Consider the following 22,876-nt stretch of genomic DNA (forward strand, 5'->3'; position numbering starts at 1 on the left):
CGTAGTTTGGACTGGAAACTCAGCAGACCAATTAGACAGATATCCTTCATTGGACGATCCGCTCGAAAAGACCGAGACGTTGAGTGAAATGCATCAATTCTCCGCATGGGGCGGAAAGGTAGGAGAACCGTGTCGACAGGCAATGGTGTCTTGGACAAGAAGCTCGCGCTGCAGATGCAACGCTGGCGGGACGACCTGTTGTCGATCGACAGACGTCAGAGGCTTGTCTATTTCCAGCACCCCAAGAGTGGGACTTTCGAAATCCTTGAACCTGGCTGCTCAGGGGTAGAAGCCCTGGTGGGGGAGGGCGACGTCATGCTCGTCAGCAGTGAACCTGCAGACGAGGTATCGGGTGAATCGGCACAAGCCCTGAGGCTTCCCACGAAAGGTTCACGAACCCTAAGCGTCACTGGCAAAACCGCTGCCCAAATCCTGAGTACGTCAAAGCGGCTGCATCAACGCTCGGAACAAGAATATGCGGACCGTGGGGTGTGGACCCTTTATCTGGGCCACGGCATGCTCAATTGGATAGATCCCGCTGACGGAAAGAAAATCTCAAGTCCGTTGCTGCTGGTGCCCGTCCGTCTGGCCAAGGAGGGAAAGCAGTATGTGCTGAGGCGAACGGAAGATGAACCGGCGCTGAACACGGCCCTTGGCCTCAAGCTCAGCAGGGACTTCGGCCTGGATCTCCCAGAGTTCGACGTAGACGACCTGAATGTTGCGACGGTACTGCCCGCCGTGCGCACGGCCATCGCCCAGTACCCAGACTGGACTGTTGACGAGCGGGTTGTGATGTCCATCTTCAGCTTCCATAAGGAAGCTATGTACCGTGACCTTGAGCAGAACGAAGCCAAGATTGTCGCCAATAGCATGATTCAACTCATGGCACTGGGCCCCGAGGCGCCGAAGTCGGAGGCGTTCGCCTTTAACCCTGTTTCTGACGAAGAGCTGGACTTCCGCCTGCCGCCTGAAAAGCTCCACAGCATTCTTGACGCCGATGGAAGTCAACGAAAGTGCATTCTTGCGGCAAGAGAAGGTCGTAGCTTTATCATGGACGGGCCCCCAGGCACCGGCAAAAGTCAGACGATCGCCAACATCATCGCTGAGCTCATCGCAACAGGGAAAACTGTGCTGTTCGTCAGTGAAAAAGCCGCGGCCCTGGACGTAGTGAGGGATCGGCTGACAAGCAGGCAATTGGATCCATTCCTGCTTGAACTGCATAGCCACAAGGCGACCCGCAAGCAAGTGGTCCAGACGCTTCACGCTGAGCTGACCCGCCGCCCGGTCGTAAAGAGCTCTTTTTCGGAAACGGACCGATCTCAACTCATCAAAAGCCGGACCAGGCTAAGCGACCATGCTGATGCAATGAACGAGGTCCGAAGCCCGTTAGGGCGCAGCCTCTTCGATGTCTTGGGACGGCTTGCCCAGCTGGCAAACGTTGGCGAATACCCTTCTGGAGACCTCAGCAAACTTGGCTCGCTTTCCGCGGACGCACTTGCAGACATCTTGCTTGCCGCCACATCACTGTCGAAAGTGTGGCGCCCGGCTGCGGAAGGAGAATCTTTCTCATGGCGAGGTCTCGCCGGATCGAGCCTCACACAAGCACAAGTCAAGGAGGTCGAAAAGTGTGTTGACGCTCTGGCCTTGGTGACAGAACGCCTCCTACGGACAGTCAGGCTCTTTGACGCACAGATTCCATTCTGGCCTGTTGCCGTGGACATTGCCGGCGTTCGTTCTCGAGCGGATCTTTCCGCCCATCTCTGTTCAAGAAGGAACGTTCCCCGACACTGGTATTCCGAGTCAAAATTCACTGATGTTCTTCGAAGGATCGAAAGCCTTCAGGCAGACGACGTTGAATACCAAGCCAAAAAATCTGAAATTGACAGTACTTGCGGGGACAGATGGGACAAGAACGACAAGAGCCTTATAGCTCCGCTTGAAACTTTCCTCGAGCACGATCCGGCGATTTTCTGTCGTCCCCTGAACCAATTTCCGTTCGGCCAGCTAAGCGGCATTGAACTGGGAACTTCTGGGGCTGCCTCCTTGCTCGAATCTCTACTCGACAAAGCCCAGCAACTAGGCGTGCTTTTCGATGTTGAACCGCAAACACTGACGCTAAAAAAATGCCTAGCGCTCTCATCACTCGCAGAGCTCAGCCAGCAAGGCAGCCTGCCGGAACCACATTGGATCAACCCGAGTGTCCAAGGAGCCTTGGATGAAAGCGCGCGGATCCTCGGGGAGCTGGCTGCCATCGTTCGCGACCGTCAGTCGGCAATGGAGTCAACCTTCAGCCCTGAAATCCTCGCACTTGATCTCAAAGGCCTGAAGGCTCGCTTTGAATTGCAGCACCGAGGACTTAAAGCCTGGAGTAAACAAGCCCGGGCGGATAAGAAAACGCTTCGCGAGGTAACCGTTGCCGGAGTCGTCAACAAAGAGATAATTGCGATGCTTGGCGATGCCATCTCTTGGCAGACAGCACAGGAGAATCTCGCTGAAAGCGAGCCCGAATACGGGCCTCGGCTCGGTAGTTACTACCGAGGCACTGCAACCGACTTTGCAAGGATCGCTCAGGCACTTGAGGTGGCCCGAACGGCCCTGAAGCTGGCCGGCGACGACATAGCATCCTCCGCGCTGGCCAGGCAGTTGAGCAAAGCCAACACGCCAGACGCCGAGCTGATTCCCCTGGCAAGAGACGTTGCCACCATGGTGGAGCGCTTCCGGGCCGACACGCATGCACTCTTCAGCACTGTCTTCCACGAACAGGTCAGTGATCTGCCATTGACTCACATTTTGGGAATACTCAAGGCAGCCCAAGAAAACTTTTCGACCGCGCAACCTTTGCGGCACCGGCTTTCGGAGATGCTGGGCGAGACGGCAACACCGCTTGCCGCAAATGCAGTTCTCCGCCAGATCGAGGTCTTGGACGAGATGGACGAGAAAACCGCCGAACGTTCGCGGCACGATTCCGAGGTATTGGGCAAGCGATACAGTCCACGGAAAACAGACTGGGCAGCGGTCCGAGCCGACTACGACTGGATCGCAGCCCTGCGCAGAATCGTCGGAGGACCAATCGAGAATGATGATGTCCGGTTCATCGAGGATTTCGACGCCTCCGACCTCGATTTGGCCGAAGGCCATTCTTCCTGGTTGGAAGCCAGAGACAAGCTGGTCGGCTTCTTCGATGCCGAGCGCTCGACCGAGCTCAGCGCGGAACTGAACCAGGACCTTGAATATGCAGAGGAGCTCCTTGCCGCCCTCGGTTCTAATCCGGCTGCTGATATCGATGTTTGGTTTGAGTACAAAAGGCTTTTTGGGGCTCTTTCCGATGCCGGATTGCCCGAGACGCTGACAGCCCTGCGAGATAGCCATGCGCCAGCGGACCAAGTAGTGCCGGCAATTGAAAGGGCTGCACTGGAACCTTGGGCAGAAAGCATCATTGAAGACGATGACAGGTTGTCAGAGCACCGTGCGTCCGGCCGCGAAAGCCTGCTGAAACAGTTCAAGGAATTGGACGGAAACCTAATCGTCAATGCTTACGCCGACGTCGTAACGGCCTGTGTTGCCCGACGTCCACGCAGCATGGCCGGGCCCGCGGCAGTGATCGCCCACGAGGCCAACAAGAAGTCACGTCACAAACCCATTAGGCGCTTGTTGGAAGAAACCGGCTCTGTAGTCCAGGGGCTGAAGCCCTGCTTCATGATGAGTCCTCTTTCCGTATCGCAGTATCTCCCCGCAGGGTTCGTCTTCGATGTCGTTATCTTCGATGAGGCCTCTCAGGTCATGCCCGCGGATTCCGTCAATTGCATCTACAGGGGCAAACAGCTGATCGTGGCTGGGGACCAGCGACAGCTCCCGCCAACGTCCTTCTTCTCGGCTGCAGATATTGAAAGCGACGACGAAGATGAACCGGACAACTTCGATAGCGTCTTGGACCTATGTAAGGCTTCGGGGGCTATGGTGTCCCTGCCGCTCTCATGGCACTACCGCAGCCTTCATGAAGATCTCATTACCTATTCGAACTACCGGATTTACGAGGGGAAACTCAATACATTCCCTGGCGCCACCCAGGAAGCTGACGACCTCGGGGTACATCACGAATTCGTTCAGGGTATCTATCAGCGAGGAGCTGGTAGCAAGAATCCCATTGAAGCAGAGCGCGTCGTGGACCGTGTCCTTGAACACCGCCGCGTTAACCCGGACCTCTCGCTCGGAGTCGTAACGTTCTCTACACAACAAGCCGAGGCTGTTTCCGAAGCTATTGAACGTCGCGCAGAACTAGAGCCGCTGCTTACGGGTCTCATGGAAGACCATGATCGACTCCGCGGGTTCTTTGTGAAGAATCTCGAGTCCGTCCAGGGCGACGAGCGAGACATCATCATCTTCAGTATTGGCTACGGGCCCGATGAAGCGGGAAAGCTGGCAATGAACTTCGGACCCCTGACTCGGAAAGGCGGCGAACGGAGACTAAACGTGGCAATCACGCGCGCACGCCGAAGGGTCGAAGTAGTCAGCTCATTCCATGCTGGAGACATGTCTGACGGCGCGTCAGCAGGAAATCGTCACCTGAAGAATTATCTGGACTTTGCTGCCCGGGGCCGAGCGGCCTTAGCCTCTGACATATCCGGATCTGTGGGGGATGCCGAGAGCCCCTTTGAAGAGGAAGTCCTTCGCGTAATCAGGGCATGGGGTTACGACGCCGTGTCTCAGGTTGGGGCTGGTGGCTACAGGATAGATATAGGGGTTCGTCATCCTGACAAGCCCGGGAGCTTCATGCTGGGCATCGAGTGCGACGGAGCTGCTTATCATTCGGCAAAGAGCGCGCGTGACAGAGACCGCCTGAGGGAATCTGTGCTGCGGGGGCTCGGGTGGGATATCTATCGGATCTGGGGTTTGAGCTGGTACAGAGACCGGTCCACACAGGAGATCGCTCTGAAGCAGGCAATTGAGGACGCTGTGAGTGGGAACCACGGCGTTCCGGCTATTGCTCAGGCGGCGGAAAGTACCGGGCCCATGGAGTATGAAGAGATAGACCTGTCCGCCCCGCCCGCCTGGACGGTGCCATACACCTCCGCCTCAAAGCCTGCGCACCGGTATTGGTACCAGCCGGGAGATGCCGACGCACTTACAGACCTCATCCAGTATGCGGCCCACGTCGTTAGCGTCGAAGCACCGCTGCACGTAGATACCTTTCACACTCGGTTGCGGGAGCACTGGGGAGCCGGCGCCATTGGTCCGCGCGCCAAAATCAACATTGAAAGAGCATTATCACTTGCCAAAGTTAGCGGCATGAAAGTGAAGCTCGATAAAGAAGGCTTTATCCGAGTCGATGGCGCAAACGCAGTAAACGTCCGACGACCAACGGGACAAAGTGACATTCGTAAAGCGGGTGCAATCCCGCCTGAAGAGTTCGATGAGGCCGTACGTCTCGTAGTTGCTGACTCAATAGTCATTACAGAAGAAGAGTTACTCGTCGCCATCCGTAATGTCTTCGGCTGGGCACGACGAGGCCCCGATATCCAGAATGCACTTCAGCGGAGCCTTCGGAGAGCCGTAAAGAAGGGTTACTGCCTGCGCCGGCCAGACGGCTCATACGAGACTGCGCAATAAGGTGCGTTTAAAGCGCCCGCCCGGCGCCATCTTGGCGGGCGCTTCATGCTCATGATTTGGCAGGGGTGAGCAAATCAAGCACATCGAGCCTTCCTCAAGACGCACAGGGCGGGGTGTGAATACTCGATCGATGTATTCTCATCCCTAAGCACTAAGACTCTAAGGAGACGCTTGTGGTTCGAGCGGAAAATGGGACGCTGGCGGGCGTTCTAGAAGGCAAGAAGCAGTACCAGGTTCCTCTGTATCAGCGGGTGTACTCGTGGGGGAAGAAGCAGCTCGACCAGTTGTGGTCAGACGTCGTGGAGCTGGAGCGGACCCTTGTCGACGACCCGAAGGCCTCTCATTTCATCGGGTCCCTCGTCCTGGCGAGCAGCCCTGATTTCGGGGCTATCGGCGTCAATAAGTTTCTTGTCGTTGACGGCCAGCAGCGCCTGACCACTCTGACTCTTCTCCTGGCTGCACTTCGGGACCACTTGATCGAAACCGGGGAAACTGACCGAGCTGGCGGCATCGATGCCCAATACCTCATCAACGTTTACGACAAGGGCAAGCCACTCAAGGTGATGCCGACGCAGACAGACCGGCCCGCCTATATGGCTGTTCTCAACCGTGCTCCTCAGGCCGGCGGTGAGGATACCATCGGCGACGCCTACCGATTCTTCCGCTCGAAGATCGCGGCCGCTGACGACCCAGACGATCCACACGACCTCTATCTGCTCGAGGCCGCCGTCGTCCGCGGACTCGCGCTCGTCGTCGTTACCGCCGAACCGTCAGACAACGCACACCGCATCTTCGAGTCCCTGAACAATACCGGTCTTCGCCTGACACAAAGTGACTTGCTCAAGAACTACCTGTTTATGAGGCTCGGTGACCGCGCAGAAACCGTCTATGACAATATTTGGCTTCCACTAGAGAAAAAGCTTGACTCTGAAAACCTCGAGTTGTTGTTTTGGCTCGATCTCGCTCAACGCGACGAACGGGCAAAACAGTCTGATACATACGTAGGACAGCAAAAGCGGCTCGAGAAACTCAAGACCATCGACGAGGTAGAGGCTGAGGTAGTTCGTATAGCCCGATTGGGCGACGTGCTCGCTACGATTCTCAACCCTGCGGAGGAGAGACATACCGAGATTCGCAGGCGCCTCACCAGAATCAAGGCGTGGGGTTCGACCACTGCGTATCCCGTGGTCATGCAGATCCTCGCCCGACGCGCCGCCGGCACCGCTGCCAATGACCAAGTGGTTCGCGCGTTGACTTATCTCGAGTCCTACTTCGTGCGGCGGATCATCATCGGACGCGCTACCGCCAACCTGAACCGGACACTGCTCCAAGCTGTTGGTGCGATCAGTGGTGCCGAGGACATCGACAAGGCACTACGCGACTACCTGTCCCAGGGTCGAAAATACTTTGCAACCGATCAGCAGGTCCGAGAGGCTGCCCGGGCTGTCGCCTTCTACTGGCAGGGCCGTGGGACACAGAAAAAGCTGATCCTGCAGTGGCTTGAAGAAGCCTACCGCCCGAAGGAGATCGTCGACCTTGACCCAAGGCACCTGACCATCGAGCATGTCTTGCCCCAGACTATGACTGAGCCCGTACGGGAAGCGTTCGCAGAGGGTTTCGACGCAGACGCAGACATTGATTACGAGCATGAGCGCGTCGTACACACCCTTGGCAACCTGACTCTCAGTGGGTACAATAGCGAGCTCAGCAACAAGCCGTTCCACGAGAAGCGGGAGTTGCTGGCTAAGAGCGGCGTTTCGATGAATCAAGCGATTGCCACGCACGCAACATGGGGTGCCAAGGAGATCAACGCGCGCAGCTCCGAATTGGCAGAGAAGATCATCGATTTATGGCCAGGCCCTGACGAAAGCATTATTGCTGTGGGCGAGGAGCCGTCAGCTCTGCGGAGCCAAATTGCTGCGGTCGTAGCGGAGATCCCGGCCGGCCGATGGAGCTCCTATGGGGATGTCGCCATCGTGGCGAACACCTGGCCACAACCACTGGCCGGAATACTTGCGAGCTATCCGATAGCGAACGCCTGGCGAGTCCTGCAAAGTGGCGGAACCATCTCGCCTGGTTTCCGCTGGCTCGAGCACGGCCGCAATGATGACCCACGGGCGGTTCTCGAGGAGGAAGGAATTCGATTCGATGCTGAAGGACGCGCGGATCGCGACCAATTTATGGGTGCAGAGGAGCTTGCTAACGCGGCAGGTCTAGACGTCGACGAGAATGTGATTTCTGCACGACGCAATAGGGTGACCGGTCAGGCTCGCGCGGGAAACAACGTGGCGCTGAAGAACGCACAGCTGGACTTCTTCGAGCGAGTACGAAACTTCGGGCTCGCTAATGCAATCAACATCAGGACGTGGCGTAAACCATCACCACAAAACTGGTACGACGTGAGCCTGGGGGATTCCCGTGCTGTCATCTCGCTTTCGGTTAACTCGCAGAGCAAGCTCGTAACCGCGCAATTCTGGATCAATAACGACAAGGGTCTTTACGGGGAGTTACTTGCCCAGCGCACCGCTATCGAAGCCGCTCTAGGGTTTGAGGTGGAGTGGGACGACAAGCCCGACCGCAAGGCCTCCAAGCTTGTCAGCAGGCGGCCCGGTGATTTCCTTGATGAAGCACAGTCTCAGGAGCTTGTGGAATGGCTCGTGACGAGGGCCGACAAGTTTGCACAGGTATTGGCAAAGTACCTGCAAAACCGAGACCTGCAAGGGGTCGGGGAAGAGCAACTCGTCTTGGAGTGGGAACCGGACCTGGCGCAACAGTCCCCGGAAGGTTGATCATGAACTAGCAGGGCTCGTGCCCGTTGCTACTCCTTCCGCATCTTGTCTATTACTGCCGCTACCTTGCGGTAGGTCTCTTTGGCTTCAGGGCTTGTTGCTGCACGATAAATTCTCTTCCCGTCCACAAGCAGCTTCTCGGCCTTGGCCTGCATCTCCGGGTCCTTGGCGAGAACGTAAAGTCTGGTAGTGGCGGCTTTAGCCTTTTGTCCGACGTCCTTCATCGCGGCTGCGGCTTTGTCTGCTTGCCGGCCATGGTCTGCTCCATATCTGCGATGGCTGTTCTTATCAGGTAAACGTGCACAAAACCGATGAGCGCTCTGCGCACCGACACCTTAGGCGGGGACCGCAGGGAAAACTACGAGCGACCCGTCGCTGTTCCGCTCAATCTCAATTGCGACGTCGTCCCGGTGGTCATTTACCTGGAGACCGTCTCCCAAAGCACGAAGTCGATATGCGGCCTGCAGCAGCTGGTCTACCTCGCCGGGCGTAAATGCGGGAAGCCGGAAACCGCCGTCCCGCTTCACCTCGAGGGCAGACAGTCGAAGCAGAAGCTGGTTGATGCCCGACTCCAACTCGTCGGTGCTGCGTCCGTCGGCATGAAGCGCCCCGATGAAATTTTTGAACGAATTGCCTTTGTCCTGCTGGGCGTGTTCGACTGCTTGAAGCACAAGCACCCGGCGTTTAAGAGCGACGGCTAGCCGGGCAATTTCCAACTGCGCCCGGAAGGTGCCGCCTTCCTCGGTGATGCCGGGAAATGACTTCTTTAGTTCGCCAACTTCGACTGCGCCGCCGGGCAGGGCATCCAGTGCAGCTTCCCACTTCTTTAGCCGCCTACGGGTAGCCGCAATAGCGGTGTTGATACCATGCACGGAAGAATCTAGACCGAGCGAAAAACCGATCCGGCCCTGGTCAAGGAGGATCGAGGTCGCTTTGTCGATCGCTTCACGGCAACCGTCCAACTCGTTGCGCTCCTTATCGAGGTTGTCCTCGTGCAACTGCTCCAAGAGGACAGTGATTCGCTCAATCGCTTCCTGGCGCTGGTGCTCGGCATGTGCGCTGACGCTAACGGCTACGGCCATCAGCACAAGTGGCGCGGCTACCGTCAGGGCTCCAGCACTGGCAACCGCCACGCCGGCTGTAGCTGCCGCACCAGTTGCCGCACCGGCGGTGCCTGCAGCTGCGGCTCCGCTTGCGACAGGGACGAATGTAGCGGCACCCACGATTCCGGTCGAGTTCACGAGGGAACCATGAATAGCCCCTGCAACTCCTTTGGCGGCCATAGGACGAACGAGTCCTTGCCCGGCCTGGGCGGCAAGCTTGGCGGGCACCACCAACCGGTAAAGTACCTCTCCCGTTTCGGCCACGTTCACCTTGGGGGGAGCGGATTTTGCGGTTTGCGTTACGAGCTGCGCCAGTTGCTTTGCGAGCGGACTTGCAACGTCAAGCGGTAGGCCGCCCTTGCGGTCGCGGGTCTCCGGCATTGCATGCATCTCGAGCGTTGCGATGGGGGAATTCGCCAGGGTTGCCAGAACCGTTCTCAGCTCGGCCAGACGAGCCGGCGTTAGGCCTTCATTGCCCAGCACGTCAGAAACGCCCACTGCTTCTGTAGCGAGTGTCCATACCGGCACGAGTGTTTTGCAGTCAGTAGTCACTTTTTGTCCCCTCCTGAAAGTGAAGCCGCCCTGGACGGCGATAGCATCGGTGCCGAGGATCCGAGAACGTGGTCCTTGCTCAAATGTCATCGGTCGTTATCGTCCCACATTGAGAGCGGGTTTCCTGAAAGTGTCGCCACCGTCCTGATGGGTGAGTCCCACTACACTGAGGCTGAATAAGCCAGACAGCAATCTGGAAGGCAACCAAGAGGAACGGAACCTAGGCCGTTTCACGGCAAAAGGGGTCCAATGTCCAAAGCCAGATCATTCAAACCGGTCGCGGTCGTTGCATCTGCGGTAGCTTTGCTTCTCGCTGCGCTGCTCGTGGCAACCATGCTTGGATTCGGTCCGTTAGCGAGCAAGAGCGAGCGAAGCGTTCTTCTGAAGTCCGTTAGAAACGTAAGCCAATACCACGCGGCGGTCGGCGATTTTCAGCTCTTATTGGACGAGAGGGAAGACACTGGCGGACTGCCTGGTTTTATCGCAGGACGACGTACGCTCTTTGTGGCCGCTGGCACTGTCAATGCCTATGTCGACTTATCAGGTCTCACCAAAGAGGACCTCACGGTGTCTGCCGATGGCAAGTCGGTGACGCTGCGACTACCCGAGCCGCAGCTCGATAAGCCCAACATCGACCACGAACGGTCCTATGTCTACAGCCAGGACCGTGGCATCGCTGACCGGGTTGTAGATGCGTTCACGGCACCTCAGCAGGCAGAGCTCTATCTCCTCGCCGAATCGGATATGGCTAACGCTGCCGAGAAGTCTGAGCTGCGGCAGCGAGCGGGTGAAAATACCAAGAGCATGCTGACTGGTCTGTTCGGGTCGCTCGGGTACGAGGTCTCCTTTGAGAGGGATACAGCAGGCTAGATCAACGGCCGAGAGCGGGCGAAGCGAGGAACGATAAGTACCGCGCATCTCCGCGACCCGTCCGCCGTCCCAGCGCTTCCACTGCCTCGAAATCCCTAGCACCCATGTCCATGGACAACCACCGCATCAGCAGCCCGGCATCCCCATTGGCCCGCACGGCCGAACCAACAGCAAAATCCAGTTGGTCCCGCAGCAGCTGCACCGCCAGGACGCCGGACCGGCTGAGCAGCGGAGCGGTGTACGCCTCCAGCGCCTCGGCCACCCGCCCGGCGCGCAAGAGCCGCAGCACCCGCCCCGAATCCGAACAACCAACAAGCCCGGCGGCCAGCCGGTACGGGTTCGACTCCACCGCACCACCCAGCATGGACCGCACCCGGAACATCTCGGTCCGGATGGCTTGCGGCGTGCCCGCATCCCCGTGCAGCTCGTACGCCAGCTCCTCGGCGCTCCAGCCCTGCGACCTCGAATCCAGCAGCGCCAGGATCTCCGCCCGGCGCAGCGTCAGTGGCACCCGGCTGCCGTCGGCAAGCACCGCGGCAGGCTTGTCGCCCAGCAGTTCCAACGAAGCCACCGCAATATCTGGCCGCGGACTCGGCCGGGACGCACCCGCGGAAGACGAAGTATCCTGGGAGGCACCGCCGTCGGACGTTCCCAGCAGCGACTCCGCCACCCGGACCGCGCACCGCACCATCCGCAGCGTATCGGCGCTGATCGTGTCCAGCGGACCGGAGACGTCCAGCACGCCCAGCAACGCGCCCGTCAAAGGGTCTCTGATGGGGGCCGCCGTGCAGGCCCACTCGTGGTGGGTGCGGACCAGGTGCTCGGCGGAGAACAGCTGCACCGGACCGCCGGTGACTAGCGCCTCGCTGATGGCGTTAGTGCCGATCCCCGCCTCGGACCAGTCCGCCCCTTCGGAGAACTCCAGCCGGTCCGCCCGCCGCAGCGCCTCCCGGCTGCCCACCCGCCACAGGATCTCGCCACCGGCGTCGGTGAGCACCAGCAGGTGCCGGCCGGAACTGGAATCGTCGGCCAGCAGGTCCTGCAGCGCAGGCATCACCTGCTGCAGCCGGTGCTCCCGCCGCAGCTGAACCACCTCGGACGGATCGTGCAGGTGCCGCGGGCTGTGCTGGTCCGGGCTGATGCCCAGCGCCATGGACCGCCGCCACGACTCCGCCAGCGGCACGGGGATCTCCGGGCGCGGGACACCGGCAATGACCAGCTCGTGCGCCCGGCGCAGGGCACGCGCGTACTTCGCCGGGTCCGAAAACCTCAAGCCGTAGTCCACCGTCTCCTCCTCACCGCCGGCGTCCTTGCCGGCAGTGCCCGTGTAACGCGCTTGTAACCCCCGCCGCGTTCCAATAGTGATGCAGCTCACGCCCGCCCCAGCATACCGCAGGGACACCGGCGGGAGGGGGCCGCCCGGACCACCTGAGGGACCGCACACAAAGGAGTGGAGATGACCGAAACACCCACCGCCGCCGCGCAGGCCTGGCTGGCCAGCCTGGACGGCGCGCTGCAGCGCCGCGACGTGGACGCCGCGCTGGACCTCTTCGAGGACGAGAGCTACTGGCGCGACTTCGTGGCGTTCACCTGGAACCTGAAAACCCTGGAAGGCAAGACGGACATCCGCCGCATGCTCCAGGCCACGCTGGACCACGTCCAGCCTGCCAACTGGGCGCTCGCCGAGGACGCCACAGGCAGCGCCGGCCCGGACGGCACCGTGGAAGCCTGGATCACGTTCGAAACCGGCGCCGCCCGCGGCTACGGCCACCTCCGGCTGCGCAACGGCAAATGCTGGACGCTGCTCACCACCATGCAGGAGCTGAAGGGCTTCGAAGAGAAGAAGGGCCCCCGACGCGAGCAGGGCGTGGCCCACCAGATCATCCGTGGCCGCCGCTCCTGGAAGGAACTCAAGGAGGAGCAGGAAGCCCGGCTGGGCTACGAGGAGCAGCCCTACTGCGTGATCATCGGCGGCGGGCAGGGCGGCATCGGCCTCGCAGCGCGGCTCAAGCGGTTGGGCGTGCCCACCCTCGTGATCGAGAAGAACCAGAACCCGGGTGACTCCTGGCGCAACCGCTACAAGTCCCTGCACCTGCACGACCCCGTCTGGTACGACCACCTGCCGTACCTGAAGTTCCCGGACGACTGGCCGGTCTTCGCCGCCAAGGACAAGATCGGCGACTGGCTGGAGCACTACACCCGCATCATGGAGCTGAACTATTGGTCCAGCACCGAGTGCGTGGGAGCGGAGTACGAAGACGGCACCCAGGAATGGGCGGTCAGCGTCCTCCGCAACGGCGAACCGGTGACCCTCCGGCCCAAGCAGTTGGTCTTCGCCCTGGGCGTTTCCGGCTACCCGAACATCCCCGCCTTTGACGGCGCCGAGAGCTTCCTGGGGGAGCAGCGGCACTCCTCCCAGCACCCCGGCGGCGGGGACTGGACCGGAAAGAAGGCCGTGGTGATCGGCTCCAACAACTCAGCGCACGATATCTGCGCCGACCTCTGGGAGCACGGCGCCGACGTCACCATGGTGCAGCGTTCCTCCACCCACATCGCCCGCAGCGAATCGCTGATGGACCTGGCGCTGGGGGACCTGTACTCGGAAAAGGCGCTGGCCAACGGCGTCACCACCGAGAAGGCCGACCTGCTGTTCGCGTCCCTGCCGTACCGGATCCTGCCCGAGGCACAGGTGCCGGTGTACCAGGCAATGGCTGAGCGGGATGCCGAGTTCTACTCCCAGCTGGCGGCCGCCGGGTTCGACCTGGACTTGGGCGTGGACGGATCGGGCCTGTTCGTGAAGTACCTGCGGCGCGGCTCCGGCTACTACATCGACGTCGGCGCCTCCCAGCTGATCATCGACGGCAGGGTGAAGCTGAAGTCAGGCCAGGTTGCCAAGATCACCGGCAACGCCGTGGTCATGGACGACGGCACCGAGCTGGAGGCCGACCTCATCGTCTACGCCACCGGCTACGGCTCCATGAACGGCTGGCTGGCGGACCTGGTCTCGCCCGAAATCGCGGACCGCGTGGGCAAATGCTGGGGCTACGGCTCGGACACGCCAAAAGACCCTGGCCCCTGGGAGGGGGAGCTGCGCAATATGTGGAAACCAACCAACGTCCCCAACCTCTGGATCCACGGCGGCAACCTGCACCAGAGCCGGCACTACTCGTCCTATCTGGCCCTGCAGCTCAAAGCCCGGATGGAAGGGCTGGAGACGCCCGTCTACGAACTGCAGCCCAGCCACCACACCCGCTAAAAGGAAGAACCCATCATGAAGGCAGCACGATTCCACGCCCGCAAGGACATCCGCATCGAGGACATCCCGGAGCCGGACCTCCGCGCCGGGGCGGTGAAGATCGACGTGGCGTGGTGCGGCATCTGCGGCACCGACCTGCACGAGTACCTGGAAGGGCCCATCTTCTGCCCGGCACCCGGGCATCCGCACCCGCTCTCCCACGAGGAATCTCCGGTGACCCTGGGGCACGAATTCTCCGGGACTGTCTCCGAGGTGGGCGAAGGGGTGACGGGCCTGGCGAAGGGGGACAACGTCGTCGTCGAACCCTATTTTGTGGACGGCACCTGCGACATGTGCCAGGCGGGCAGCTACCACCTGTGCCGGCAGATGGGCTTCATCGGGCTGTCCGGCGGCGGGGGAGGGCTGAGCGAGAAGATCGTGGTGGACCAGCGGTGGGTGCACCCTATCGGGGACATTCCGCTCGATGAGGCGGCGCTGATCGAGCCGCTGTCCGTGGCGCACCACGCGGTGGCGCGCAGCGGCGTGAACGCGGGCGACACGGCGCTGGTGGGCGGCTCCGGGCCCATCGGCCTGCTCACCGCCGCGGTCCTCAAGGGCATGGGGGTGACCACGATCATCAGCGAACTCACCCAGGCGCGCAAGGAGAAGGCCACTTCAAGCGGTGTGGCGGACCACGTCCTGGACCCGAGCAAGGAGGACGTGCCGGAGCGGGTGCGGGAACTCACCGGCGGCACCGGGGCCGACGTCGCGTTCGAATGCGCCGGCGTGAACGCGGTGCTGGACACCATGCTCGACGCCGTCCGGCCCGGCGCCGTGGTGGTCAACGTGTCCATCTGGGGCGCGCCCGCCACCATCGACATGCAGAAGCTGGTACTCAAGGAGATCGACCTGCGCGGCACCATCGCCTACGTCCGCGACCACCCCGCCGTCATCAAGATGGTGCAGGAGGGCAAGGTGGACCTCAAGCCGTTCATCACCGGCCGGATCGCGCTGGAGGACCTGGTGGAGCAGGGCTTCGACACCCTGATCAACCACAAGGACACGGCGGTGAAGGTGCTGGTGCACCCGTAGGGGCCGGCGGGCGGACGCCCGGCATGGGAGGAAGGACGACGGCGGGACGCAAGTGCCGCCGTCGTGCTTCCCTTTGCGAGCTTTCTACTTGCGGGAGGCTGCCTGGCGGGCGCTGTTGCGCACCACCAGGGTGGGCGGGATGGGCGTGCGGTCCACGTCCCGCCCCTCCATGGCACCGATGAGCACCTCGGTGCTCATCAGCGCCAGCGCGTTGAAGTCCTGCCGCACCGTGGTCAGGGGAGGCAGGAAATAGTCCGACCCCTCCACGTCGTCGAATCCCACGATGCTGACATCGTCCGGAACCCGGATGCCGTTCTCGGTGAAAGCGCGGATCAGCCCCAGCGCAGTGTGGTCACTGGCGGCGAAAATGGCCTGCGGAACTGTTCCTTCGCGTACCAGCCGGAGGCCCGTTTCATAAGCCCACTTGGGGCTCCAGTCACCCTCGATGCACAGCCCCGGCTCCAGCCCCGCATCCCGCAGCGCCGCCTCCCAGCCACGCTTGCGGACCCGTCCATCGAACCAGTCCATTGAACCGGCAATATGGGCGATGTCCGTATGACCCAGCTCTATCAGGTGCTGGGTGGCAAGCCTCGCTCCGAGTTCCTGGTTTTCCGAGTAGGTGAAGACATTGGGAGTCGAGGAGGCTCCCGCGGCGATCATCTCCACCGGTACACGGCATGTGGCGTTCCAGACGGCTGCCGCCATATCCACAACCGGCGCGATGACGATGATCCCTCCCACGCCGCTGTCGTCCAGGCTGTCCAGGGCGGCTTGAACAGACTCTTCGTAGGGCTTCTCAACGCTGATGACCGTTGTGGCGAAGCCCTTCTTCCGCGCAACGTTTTCAAGCGCCAGCAGCGTTCCCACCGGGCCGAACCGCGGCGAGCCGTCGGAGAGTATGCCGATGGACGTCGAGCGGTTGGTAACCAGCGCAGTGGCCGCCCGGTTCCGCCGGTAGCCGATGTCCTTGATGATCTGGAGAACGCGTTCGCGGGTTGAGGCGCTGACGTCCGGCGCGTCGTTCAGGACCCGCGAGACAGTGCCAAAGGAGACGCCCGCCATCTGCGCCACATCGTTGATGGTGGGTTTCCTGCGCGACGGCGCTGCCAGAGGCCCGTCATTGCCCTCCCGGCGGACTGCCATGCCTGCCATGCCTCTCCTTGTCCTGCGCTGTGCGAGCTGAGCCTGGGACAGCTGTGAGCCCGCTTAAGCTTACGTCCCTGCCCCCGCACCAGCCTGCCATGTGACCGTTGACACGCGCTCCGTTAGCGTTTACGCTAGTTACCGTAAACGTTCACGGAAGCTTCGTAAACGTTCACGGGGCAAACTTGGACTAGAGAGTGAGCGGTATGAGCGACACAATCGCGGCCGCTCTTTCACTCAATCCAGGGACCGGCTTCCGGAACGTCGATGAAGCCCAGTGGGCACATCTTGAGGTACTGCTTACGGGCACAGCACGTGATGATCTCGCAGCAGCTGTCCGCACTTTTGTCCCCGCCGGTTCCTCGGCAGTTATCGGCGTATTCGATGACAACATCCTGTGGGCAAGCCTGGTTGTCTCCCTCGACCAATCCGGCACGCCTGTGTCACTGACGACCATCCAGGGGTCAGTAGTCCAGGCCGCCGGCGGCATGGCAAAGGTGGCAGGGGAGGCTGTGCGGTGGGTGCAAACCCACCACGGGCCGTGTTCATTGGGCCTTTTCGTAGACAAGGTCCACGCGGAAGCCTTCGTGAAGGCTGCCGACAAGGCGGCCGCTGTCCGCACAGCCGCAGCCGCAGGCGGCCTTGTCCTGTCGCCGGTTCCCCCTGCCCTCGCCATAGCGCTGGCCTGACGCAAACAACCACACCACCCCTTCCAAACAAGCACTGGAGAACAATGATGATCCGCAGGCTTCCCCTGGTGGCCTTGGCCGCAGCTCTGTCCCTTTCCGTCGCATCCTGCAGCAGTTCAGCAGCGGGCACCTCCAATGCCCCTGATGCCGGCGTTTCCGAGAAGGCCCAGCAGGCCCTAGACAAGATCAAGGGACAGGTCATGAGCAAGGGTCCCAACGGCGAAACTCCGTCCCCGGCCTCCGTTGCGGACCTGACGCCCGAAGAGATTGGAAAAATCAAGGCACTCAATGCCAAAGCCGCCATCGTGATGCACTACGGCGGCAACGACTGGGCCAACGCCCAGACCAACGGCCTCAAGAGCGAGTTCGAAAAGCTCGGCATCCAGGTGATTGCGACAACGGACGCCAACTTCAAGCCGGACAAGCAGGTCTCGGACATCGAGACCGTCATGACACAGAACCCGAACATCATTGTGTCCATCCCCACCGACCCCGTGGCCACCTCCTCGGCCTACAAGAAGGCCGCTGCCGCCGGAACCAAGCTCGTCTTCATGGACAACATCCCCCAGGGACTGACCGCCGGCAAGGACTACGTTTCGGTCGTTTCCGCCGACAACTACGGAAACGGCGTCGTCTCCGCACACCAGATGGCCAAGGCCATCGGCGGCAAGGGCAAAATCGGGCTTGTTTTCCACCAGGCTGACTTCTTTGTGACCAAGCAGCGTTACCAGGGCTTCAAGGAAACGATCACCAAGGAATACCCCGGGATCCAGATCGTCGAAGAGAAGGGGATCGCCGGTCCGGACTTCGCCGGTGATGCGCAGGCAGCCGCAAACGCCATGCTGAGCAAGTACGCCGACCTCTCCGGCATCTGGGCGGTATGGGATGTCCCGGCCGAAGGTGTCATGGCTGCCGCCCGCGCCGCGGGCCGGCCGGACTTGAAGATCGCCACCGAGGACCTCGGCAAGAACGTCGCCATTGCGCTGGCCAAAGACCAGCTCGTCGTCGGGCTCGGCGCCCAGGTTCCCTTCGACCAGGGTGTCACTGAGGCCCGGCTGGCCGCAGGAGCCCTCATCGGCAAGCAGGCACCGGCTTACGTGGCGCTGAGCGCACTGCCGGTGGACCACTCCAACGTCCTGGAAGCCTGGAAACAGGTCTACCACGAGGACGCCCCCAAGGACATCCAAGAGTCCTACAAGAAGTAGCCAGAGCCGACCATGCGGGGGCAGCAATGCCCCCGCATGGTCCCGAAAGGGCAACAATGAACACCGCAGACAATGCCGTCGAAATGCGTTCGATCTCCAAAGGCTTCAATGGCGTCTCCGTGCTGAAGGACGTCAGCTTTGACGTCCGGAAGGGCGAAGTCCACGCCTTGGCAGGCGGTAACGGCGCCGGAAAATCCACGCTCATGAAGATCCTCCAGGGCGTTTACCAGATGGACGCGGGTGAGATCCTCATCGGCGGGAAACCCACCGTCATCAACTCGATCCAGGAAGCCAAGGCAGCGGGCATCGGCATGGTCTTCCAGGAATTCAGCCTGGTACCCAGCCTGACCGTGGCCCAGAACATTTTCCTTGCCGCCGAGCCACTCGGTGCGGGCGGGTTCATTGACGACAGGGCCTCGGTCCGGCGGGCCAAGGAGATCTTCGCCGACATGGAGGTCGATGTAGACCCCCAGGCCGAGGTCTCCCGGCTGGGTACCGCGTACTGGCAGTTGACCGAGATCGCCAAGGCACTCTCGCAGAATGCCCAGGTACTGATCATGGATGAGCCCACTGCCAGCCTTGCCCGGCACGAGTCCGAAGCGCTCTTCGAACTGATTGACCGGCTCAAGCAGCGCGGGATCTCCATCATCTACATCTCCCACCGGATGGACGAGGTCTACCGGCTCGCGGACCGGATCACCATTCTCCGTGACGGCCGCAGGCTCCTGACCGAACCATTAAGCGCGGTGACGCCCGAACAGATCGTCGAAGGCATCGTTGGCAAGAAAATCGAAGGCCAACTTGCCTACCGCGAGCGGGCGGACGTGGCACATGGGGGAGCACCCCTGCTGGAGGTCCGCGGCCTGAACGTCGGGCGGCGGGTGAAGGACATCTCCTTCACGCTTCGGCCCGGCGAGATCCTGGGGCTGGCAGGACTCATGGGAAGCGGGCGAACCGAACTTGCGCGCGCACTGTTCGGCATCGACCGGCGTGACAGCGGTGACATCCTCATCAGGGGGAAGAAAAGCACCCTAGCCTCACCGCAGCAGGCCATCGACGCCGGCATTGCCCTCATCCCCGAGGACCGGCGGGCGCAGGGCCTTGTCCTGGACCACTCGGTCCGCGACAACCTCCTGCTGCCGCTGCTGGGCCAGATTCAGCGCGGACCCCTGCTGGACGGTGCCAAGGGCAAGGAATTGTCCTCGTCCCTGATCAAGAAGTTCGCGGTCAAGGTGGCCCACCCCCACCGTCCTGTGCGGCTGCTCTCCGGTGGCAACCAGCAAAAAGTGGTCATCGCCAAATGGCTGGGCACCAACCCGGACATCCTCATCCTCGATGAACCGACGGCCGGCGTCGACATCGGCACCAAAAGCGAAATCCTGGACATGATCCGCGAACTCGCCAGTGCCGGCAAAGCCGTCATCGTCATTTCGTCCGAGTACCCCGAACTACTCGCGGTCAGTGACCGCGTCCTCGTCCTCAAGGACGGCTCCGTCATCCGTGACATCCCCCGCAGCGAGATCGCTGACGAGGAATATCTTCAACTTGCAGTCCAGGGAGTCTGACCAGTGAGCAACGCAAACACCATCACCCCGCGCGAGGCCGCGGTAACCCGCAATTTCGGATCCATGCTGAAAGAGCTGGACTGGCGCCGCTACGTCATCTACATCGGCTTCGTCGTCGTCTTCATCTTCTTCGCCGTCCTGCTGCGGGACCAGGGCTTCCTGTCCCCGCAGAACCTCCTCAACATCTTCCGGCAGACGGCCACCATCACGGTCATCGCCGTCGGAATGACGTACGTCATCTCGTGCGCGGAAATCGACCTGAGCGTGGGCTCCGTGGCAGGCCTTTCCAGCGTCTGCACGGCCATGGCCCTGGCACAATGGGGCCTGGTCCCCGGCATCCTCGCGGGCCTCGCCGTCGGACTCGTGGTGGGCTCCGTCAACGGTGCGCTGGTCAGTCTCCTCGGGATCCCCTCCTTCCTGGTGACACTGGGCATGCTGGGCATCGCCGTCGGTGTGGCGCAGTGGATCACCGCCTCGGCCCCGCAGCCGATCCTGGACGACACCTTCAACACGCTGTTCGGGTCCGGAGACTTTGGCCCGGTGCCCGGCCTGGTGGTCTGGAGCGCAATCTTCGTCGCCATCGGCGCCGTCGTCCTGAACCGCACCAGGTTCGGCCGCCAGGTCCTCGCAACGGGCGGTAACCGCAACGCTGCCGAGTTCACCGGCATCAACACCAAGCGCATCAAATTCCAGGTGCTCCTCATCTCGGGCATGGTGGCCAGCGTTGCCGGCATGCTGTACGCCGGCCGCCTCCAGTCCGGCCGGTTCCAGTGGGGATCGGGCGATGAGCTCTCCGCGATCGCCGCCGTCATCCTGGGCGGTACCAGCCTCTTCGGCGGATTCGGTTCCATCATCGGAACGCTCTTTGGCGCCCTTCTGATCGGCCTGATCAACAACGGACTGATCCTGGCCGGCCTGGACAGCAGCCAGCAGCAGGTGGTCCGCGGCGCAATCATCATCCTGGCCGTCGCCCTGGCCCGGAAGAAGTAGCACCCGTGGCTTCCCAACTACGCGCCGGAATTATCGGAACAGGCTTCATGGGTTCCGTCCACGCCCACGCTGTACGTGCAGCCGGCGGTGACGTCATTGCAGTCGCCGGACGCACCCAGGCTTCTGCCGAAGCCACGGCATCCGCGCTCGGTGCCCGCTTCGCAGCCGAATCCCCGGAAGCGCTGATCGCACGAGCAGACGTGGACGTGGTCCACATCTGCACACCAAACGCCACCCACGCCGACCTGGCACGCAAGGCCATTGCGGCAGGAAAAGCAGTGATCTGTGAAAAACCCCTGGCCACCAGCGTGGATGATGCCCTGGAGCTGCAGGCCCTCGCAGACCAGGCCGGCGTGGTCACCGGTGTGCCGTTCGTGTACCGGTTTTATCCGGCTGTCCGCGAGGCACGCGACCGCATCGGACGCGGCGACGCGGGCAACCTGTGGCTCCTGCACGGCTCGTACCTGCAGGATTGGCTGGCCGGCGCAGAATCCACCAACTGGCGGGTGGATTCAACCATCGGAGGAGCCTCCAGGGCTTTCGGTGACATCGGCGTCCACTGGTGCGACCTCATGGAATTCACCACCGGGCACAGAATCACCAGGCTCGTGGCGAGGACCAGCCGCGCGTACGACCAACGGGAAACCGGCGGGCAGTTGTCCTCCGTGGCTACCGAGGACGGCGCCACGCTCCTGTTCGAGACGGACAAGGGTGCCACAGGGTCTTTGGTGGTCAGCCAGGTCAGTCCCGGCAGGAAAAACCGCCTCTGGTTCTCTTTCGACGGAACCGAAGCATCATTCAGCTTCAATCAGGAACAGCCGGACACCCTGCACGTGGGCCGCATCGACTCACGCTCGGAGATCCCTGTCGGCCCGCAAACACTCACCACCCTGGGCGGCCGGCGGTACGCCAAACTTCCCCCGGGCCACCCGCAGGGATACCAGGACAGCTTCAACGCCTTCGTCGCAGACGTCTACGCGGCTGTTCACGGTCAGGAACCCGCTGGCTTGCCCACCTTCCGCGACGGACTACGCGCAGCACTCCTTACCGAGGCGGTCGTAGCCTCGGCTGCCCAGCAGCGGTGGGTCGACGTTCCCCACACAGACAACCTCATCGGATCACTCAGATCTTCCCCGGCAGCTGAAAGGCAGAAGCAATGAAACTCGGTTACTGTTCCATCACCTGGGGCGGCGTGGTCGGCCATCCGCAAGGCGTGACGAGCGTGAAGGACCTCTTCTACATGACCCACGGGTCCATGCGGGACGCCGTCCAGGACATCGCATCAGTCGGATACCAGGGCGTTGAAATGTTTGACGGCAACCTCGCGGAATACGCCGAGAAGCCTGAAGAACTTAAGGAGATCTTAAGCGGCAACAGCATCGAGCTGACCAGCGTCTATACCGGGGCGAACTTCATCTACGCCGACATACTTCCCGACGAGCTGCACCGGATCCGGCGTGCCGCCGAGCTGGCCGCCAACTTCGGAGCGGAACGGCTCGTCGTAGGAGGCGGGGCACGCCGTGCGGCCGGCACCACCGACGAAGACTACCGCCGGCTCGGCGACGCGCTGGACCAGGTGACGGACATCGCAGAAAGCTTCGGGCTGTCGGCAAGCTACCACCCGCACCTGAGCACCATCGTCGAGAGCCCGGACGAGCTGGAGAAGCTGATGCCGCTCACGCGGATCGGCTTCTGCCCGGACACGGCCCATCTTGCTGCCGGCGGGGCGGACCCAGCCGCCGTCATCCGCAAATACCCGGACCGTATCCGGCACGTCCACCTCAAAGACTTCCAGCAGGACCCCTTCAACTTCCTCCCGCTGGGGCAGGGCGAGCTGGACTTCCCGGACATCATCGCCGCCATCCGGGAAAGCGGGTATGACAGCTGGCTCATGGTGGAGCTCGACAACTACGACGGCGACCCCCGGGAAGCAGCAGTCCTCAGCAAGAAGTACCTCGACAAGCTCCTCACTCACTAATTCTCAACCGCAGGGGACTGCCACAGCCGGCAGCTGCCCCGCCCTCCGGAAGGAACAA

At 61.6% G+C, this 22,876-nt stretch carries 15 protein-coding genes; 11 read left to right on the top strand and 4 right to left on the bottom strand.

What is annotated here, in order from left to right:
- Positions 1-150 precede the first annotated feature (150 nt).
- Positions 151-5,607 carry a DUF3320 domain-containing protein gene (locus ACEN9K_RS06490; protein WP_495635404.1) on the top strand — a complete coding sequence of 1,819 codons (5,457 nt, stop codon included), beginning with the start codon at positions 151-153 and terminating at the stop codon, positions 5,605-5,607.
- A 173-nt stretch (positions 5,608-5,780) separates the two neighbouring features.
- Entirely contained in the window at positions 5,781-8,396 is a 2,616-nt protein-coding gene (locus ACEN9K_RS06495; RefSeq protein WP_495635405.1) for a DUF4268 domain-containing protein, read from the top strand.
- Between the two features lie 29 nt (positions 8,397-8,425).
- Here the strand turns inward: ACEN9K_RS06495 and ACEN9K_RS06500 are convergent, their stop codons facing one another.
- Together ACEN9K_RS06500 and ACEN9K_RS06505 are read right to left on the bottom strand one after the other, a co-directional pair.
- A complete protein-coding gene (locus tag ACEN9K_RS06500) occupies positions 8,426-8,620 on the bottom strand; it encodes a hypothetical protein (protein ID WP_141161294.1) in 195 nt (64 codons plus the stop codon).
- A 111-nt stretch (positions 8,621-8,731) separates the two neighbouring features.
- A complete protein-coding gene (locus ACEN9K_RS06505; protein ID WP_347887018.1) occupies positions 8,732-10,141 on the bottom strand; it encodes a hypothetical protein in 1,410 nt (469 codons plus the stop codon).
- A 159-nt stretch (positions 10,142-10,300) separates the two neighbouring features.
- On the opposite strand from ACEN9K_RS06505, the gene ACEN9K_RS06510 reads away from it, so the two are divergent.
- Positions 10,301-10,921, top strand: a complete 621-nt coding sequence (locus ACEN9K_RS06510) for a DUF4230 domain-containing protein (RefSeq protein ID WP_141161293.1) — start codon at positions 10,301-10,303, stop codon at positions 10,919-10,921.
- 1 nt (position 10,922) lies between these two features.
- Here ACEN9K_RS06510 and ACEN9K_RS06515 read toward each other — a convergent pair whose 3' ends face one another.
- On the bottom strand, positions 10,923-12,296 hold the full coding sequence (locus tag ACEN9K_RS06515) for a GAF domain-containing protein (RefSeq protein WP_347887019.1): 1,374 nt from the start codon (positions 12,294-12,296) through the stop codon (positions 10,923-10,925).
- Between the two features lie 81 nt (positions 12,297-12,377).
- Between ACEN9K_RS06515 and ACEN9K_RS06520 the strand changes: the two genes are divergently transcribed.
- Positions 12,378-14,177 (top strand): NAD(P)-binding domain-containing protein, encoded by a 1,800-nt coding sequence (locus tag ACEN9K_RS06520; protein ID WP_495635406.1) that lies wholly within the window; start codon positions 12,378-12,380, stop codon positions 14,175-14,177.
- A 15-nt stretch (positions 14,178-14,192) separates the two neighbouring features.
- On the top strand, positions 14,193-15,248 hold the full coding sequence (locus tag ACEN9K_RS06525; protein WP_495635407.1) for a 2,3-butanediol dehydrogenase: 1,056 nt from the start codon (positions 14,193-14,195) through the stop codon (positions 15,246-15,248).
- Positions 15,249-15,332: 84 nt separating this feature from the next.
- Here the strand turns inward: ACEN9K_RS06525 and ACEN9K_RS06530 are convergent, their stop codons facing one another.
- Entirely contained in the window at positions 15,333-16,400 is a 1,068-nt protein-coding gene (locus ACEN9K_RS06530) for a LacI family DNA-binding transcriptional regulator (protein WP_495635408.1), read from the bottom strand.
- 197 nt (positions 16,401-16,597) lie between these two features.
- On the opposite strand from ACEN9K_RS06530, the gene ACEN9K_RS06535 reads away from it, so the two are divergent.
- The 6 genes from ACEN9K_RS06535 to ACEN9K_RS06560 are packed head-to-tail and all read left to right on the top strand — an operon-like array spanning position 16,598 to position 22,818.
- The gene (locus ACEN9K_RS06535) at positions 16,598-17,080 is read left to right on the top strand and encodes a hypothetical protein (protein WP_495635409.1); all 483 of its coding nucleotides are present in this window, start codon (positions 16,598-16,600) and stop codon (positions 17,078-17,080) included.
- A gap of 44 nt (positions 17,081-17,124) precedes the next feature.
- Positions 17,125-18,285 (top strand): substrate-binding domain-containing protein, encoded by a 1,161-nt coding sequence (locus ACEN9K_RS06540; RefSeq protein ID WP_018770472.1) that lies wholly within the window; start codon positions 17,125-17,127, stop codon positions 18,283-18,285.
- Between the two features lie 56 nt (positions 18,286-18,341).
- A complete protein-coding gene (locus ACEN9K_RS06545) occupies positions 18,342-19,850 on the top strand; it encodes a sugar ABC transporter ATP-binding protein (RefSeq protein WP_018770471.1) in 1,509 nt (502 codons plus the stop codon).
- 3 nt (positions 19,851-19,853) lie between these two features.
- Complete coding sequence (locus ACEN9K_RS06550) at positions 19,854-20,840, top strand: ABC transporter permease (protein ID WP_495635410.1); 987 nt, start codon at positions 19,854-19,856, stop codon at positions 20,838-20,840.
- Positions 20,841-20,845: 5 nt separating this feature from the next.
- Complete coding sequence (locus ACEN9K_RS06555) at positions 20,846-22,000, top strand: Gfo/Idh/MocA family protein (RefSeq protein ID WP_495635411.1); 1,155 nt, start codon at positions 20,846-20,848, stop codon at positions 21,998-22,000.
- A complete protein-coding gene (locus ACEN9K_RS06560; protein ID WP_495635412.1) occupies positions 21,997-22,818 on the top strand; it encodes a sugar phosphate isomerase/epimerase family protein in 822 nt (273 codons plus the stop codon). Before ACEN9K_RS06555 ends, ACEN9K_RS06560 begins: the two co-directional genes overlap by 4 nt.
- The last annotated feature ends 58 nt before the right edge of the window (positions 22,819-22,876 follow it).

Source organism: Pseudarthrobacter sp. Pseusp20 (assembly GCF_059492155.1).

What these genes read in the sequence shown, in the direction of transcription:
- ACEN9K_RS06500 (WP_141161294.1), bottom strand. Translation starts at nt 8,620, where the DNA reads ATGAAGGACGTCGGACAAAAGGCTAAAGCCGCCACTACCAGACTTTAC.
- ACEN9K_RS06505 (WP_347887018.1), bottom strand. Translation starts at nt 10,141, where the DNA reads ATGACATTTGAGCAAGGACCACGTTCTCGGATCCTCGGCACCGATGCT.
- ACEN9K_RS06510 (WP_141161293.1), top strand. Translation starts at nt 10,301, where the DNA reads ATGTCCAAAGCCAGATCATTCAAACCGGTCGCGGTCGTTGCATCTGCG.
- ACEN9K_RS06520 (WP_495635406.1), top strand. Translation starts at nt 12,378, where the DNA reads ATGACCGAAACACCCACCGCCGCCGCGCAGGCCTGGCTGGCCAGCCTG.
- ACEN9K_RS06525 (WP_495635407.1), top strand. Translation starts at nt 14,193, where the DNA reads ATGAAGGCAGCACGATTCCACGCCCGCAAGGACATCCGCATCGAGGAC.
- ACEN9K_RS06530 (WP_495635408.1), bottom strand. Translation starts at nt 16,400, where the DNA reads ATGGCAGGCATGGCAGTCCGCCGGGAGGGCAATGACGGGCCTCTGGCA.
- ACEN9K_RS06535 (WP_495635409.1), top strand. Translation starts at nt 16,598, where the DNA reads ATGAGCGACACAATCGCGGCCGCTCTTTCACTCAATCCAGGGACCGGC.
- ACEN9K_RS06540 (WP_018770472.1), top strand. Translation starts at nt 17,125, where the DNA reads ATGATGATCCGCAGGCTTCCCCTGGTGGCCTTGGCCGCAGCTCTGTCC.
- ACEN9K_RS06545 (WP_018770471.1), top strand. Translation starts at nt 18,342, where the DNA reads ATGAACACCGCAGACAATGCCGTCGAAATGCGTTCGATCTCCAAAGGC.
- ACEN9K_RS06560 (WP_495635412.1), top strand. Translation starts at nt 21,997, where the DNA reads ATGAAACTCGGTTACTGTTCCATCACCTGGGGCGGCGTGGTCGGCCAT.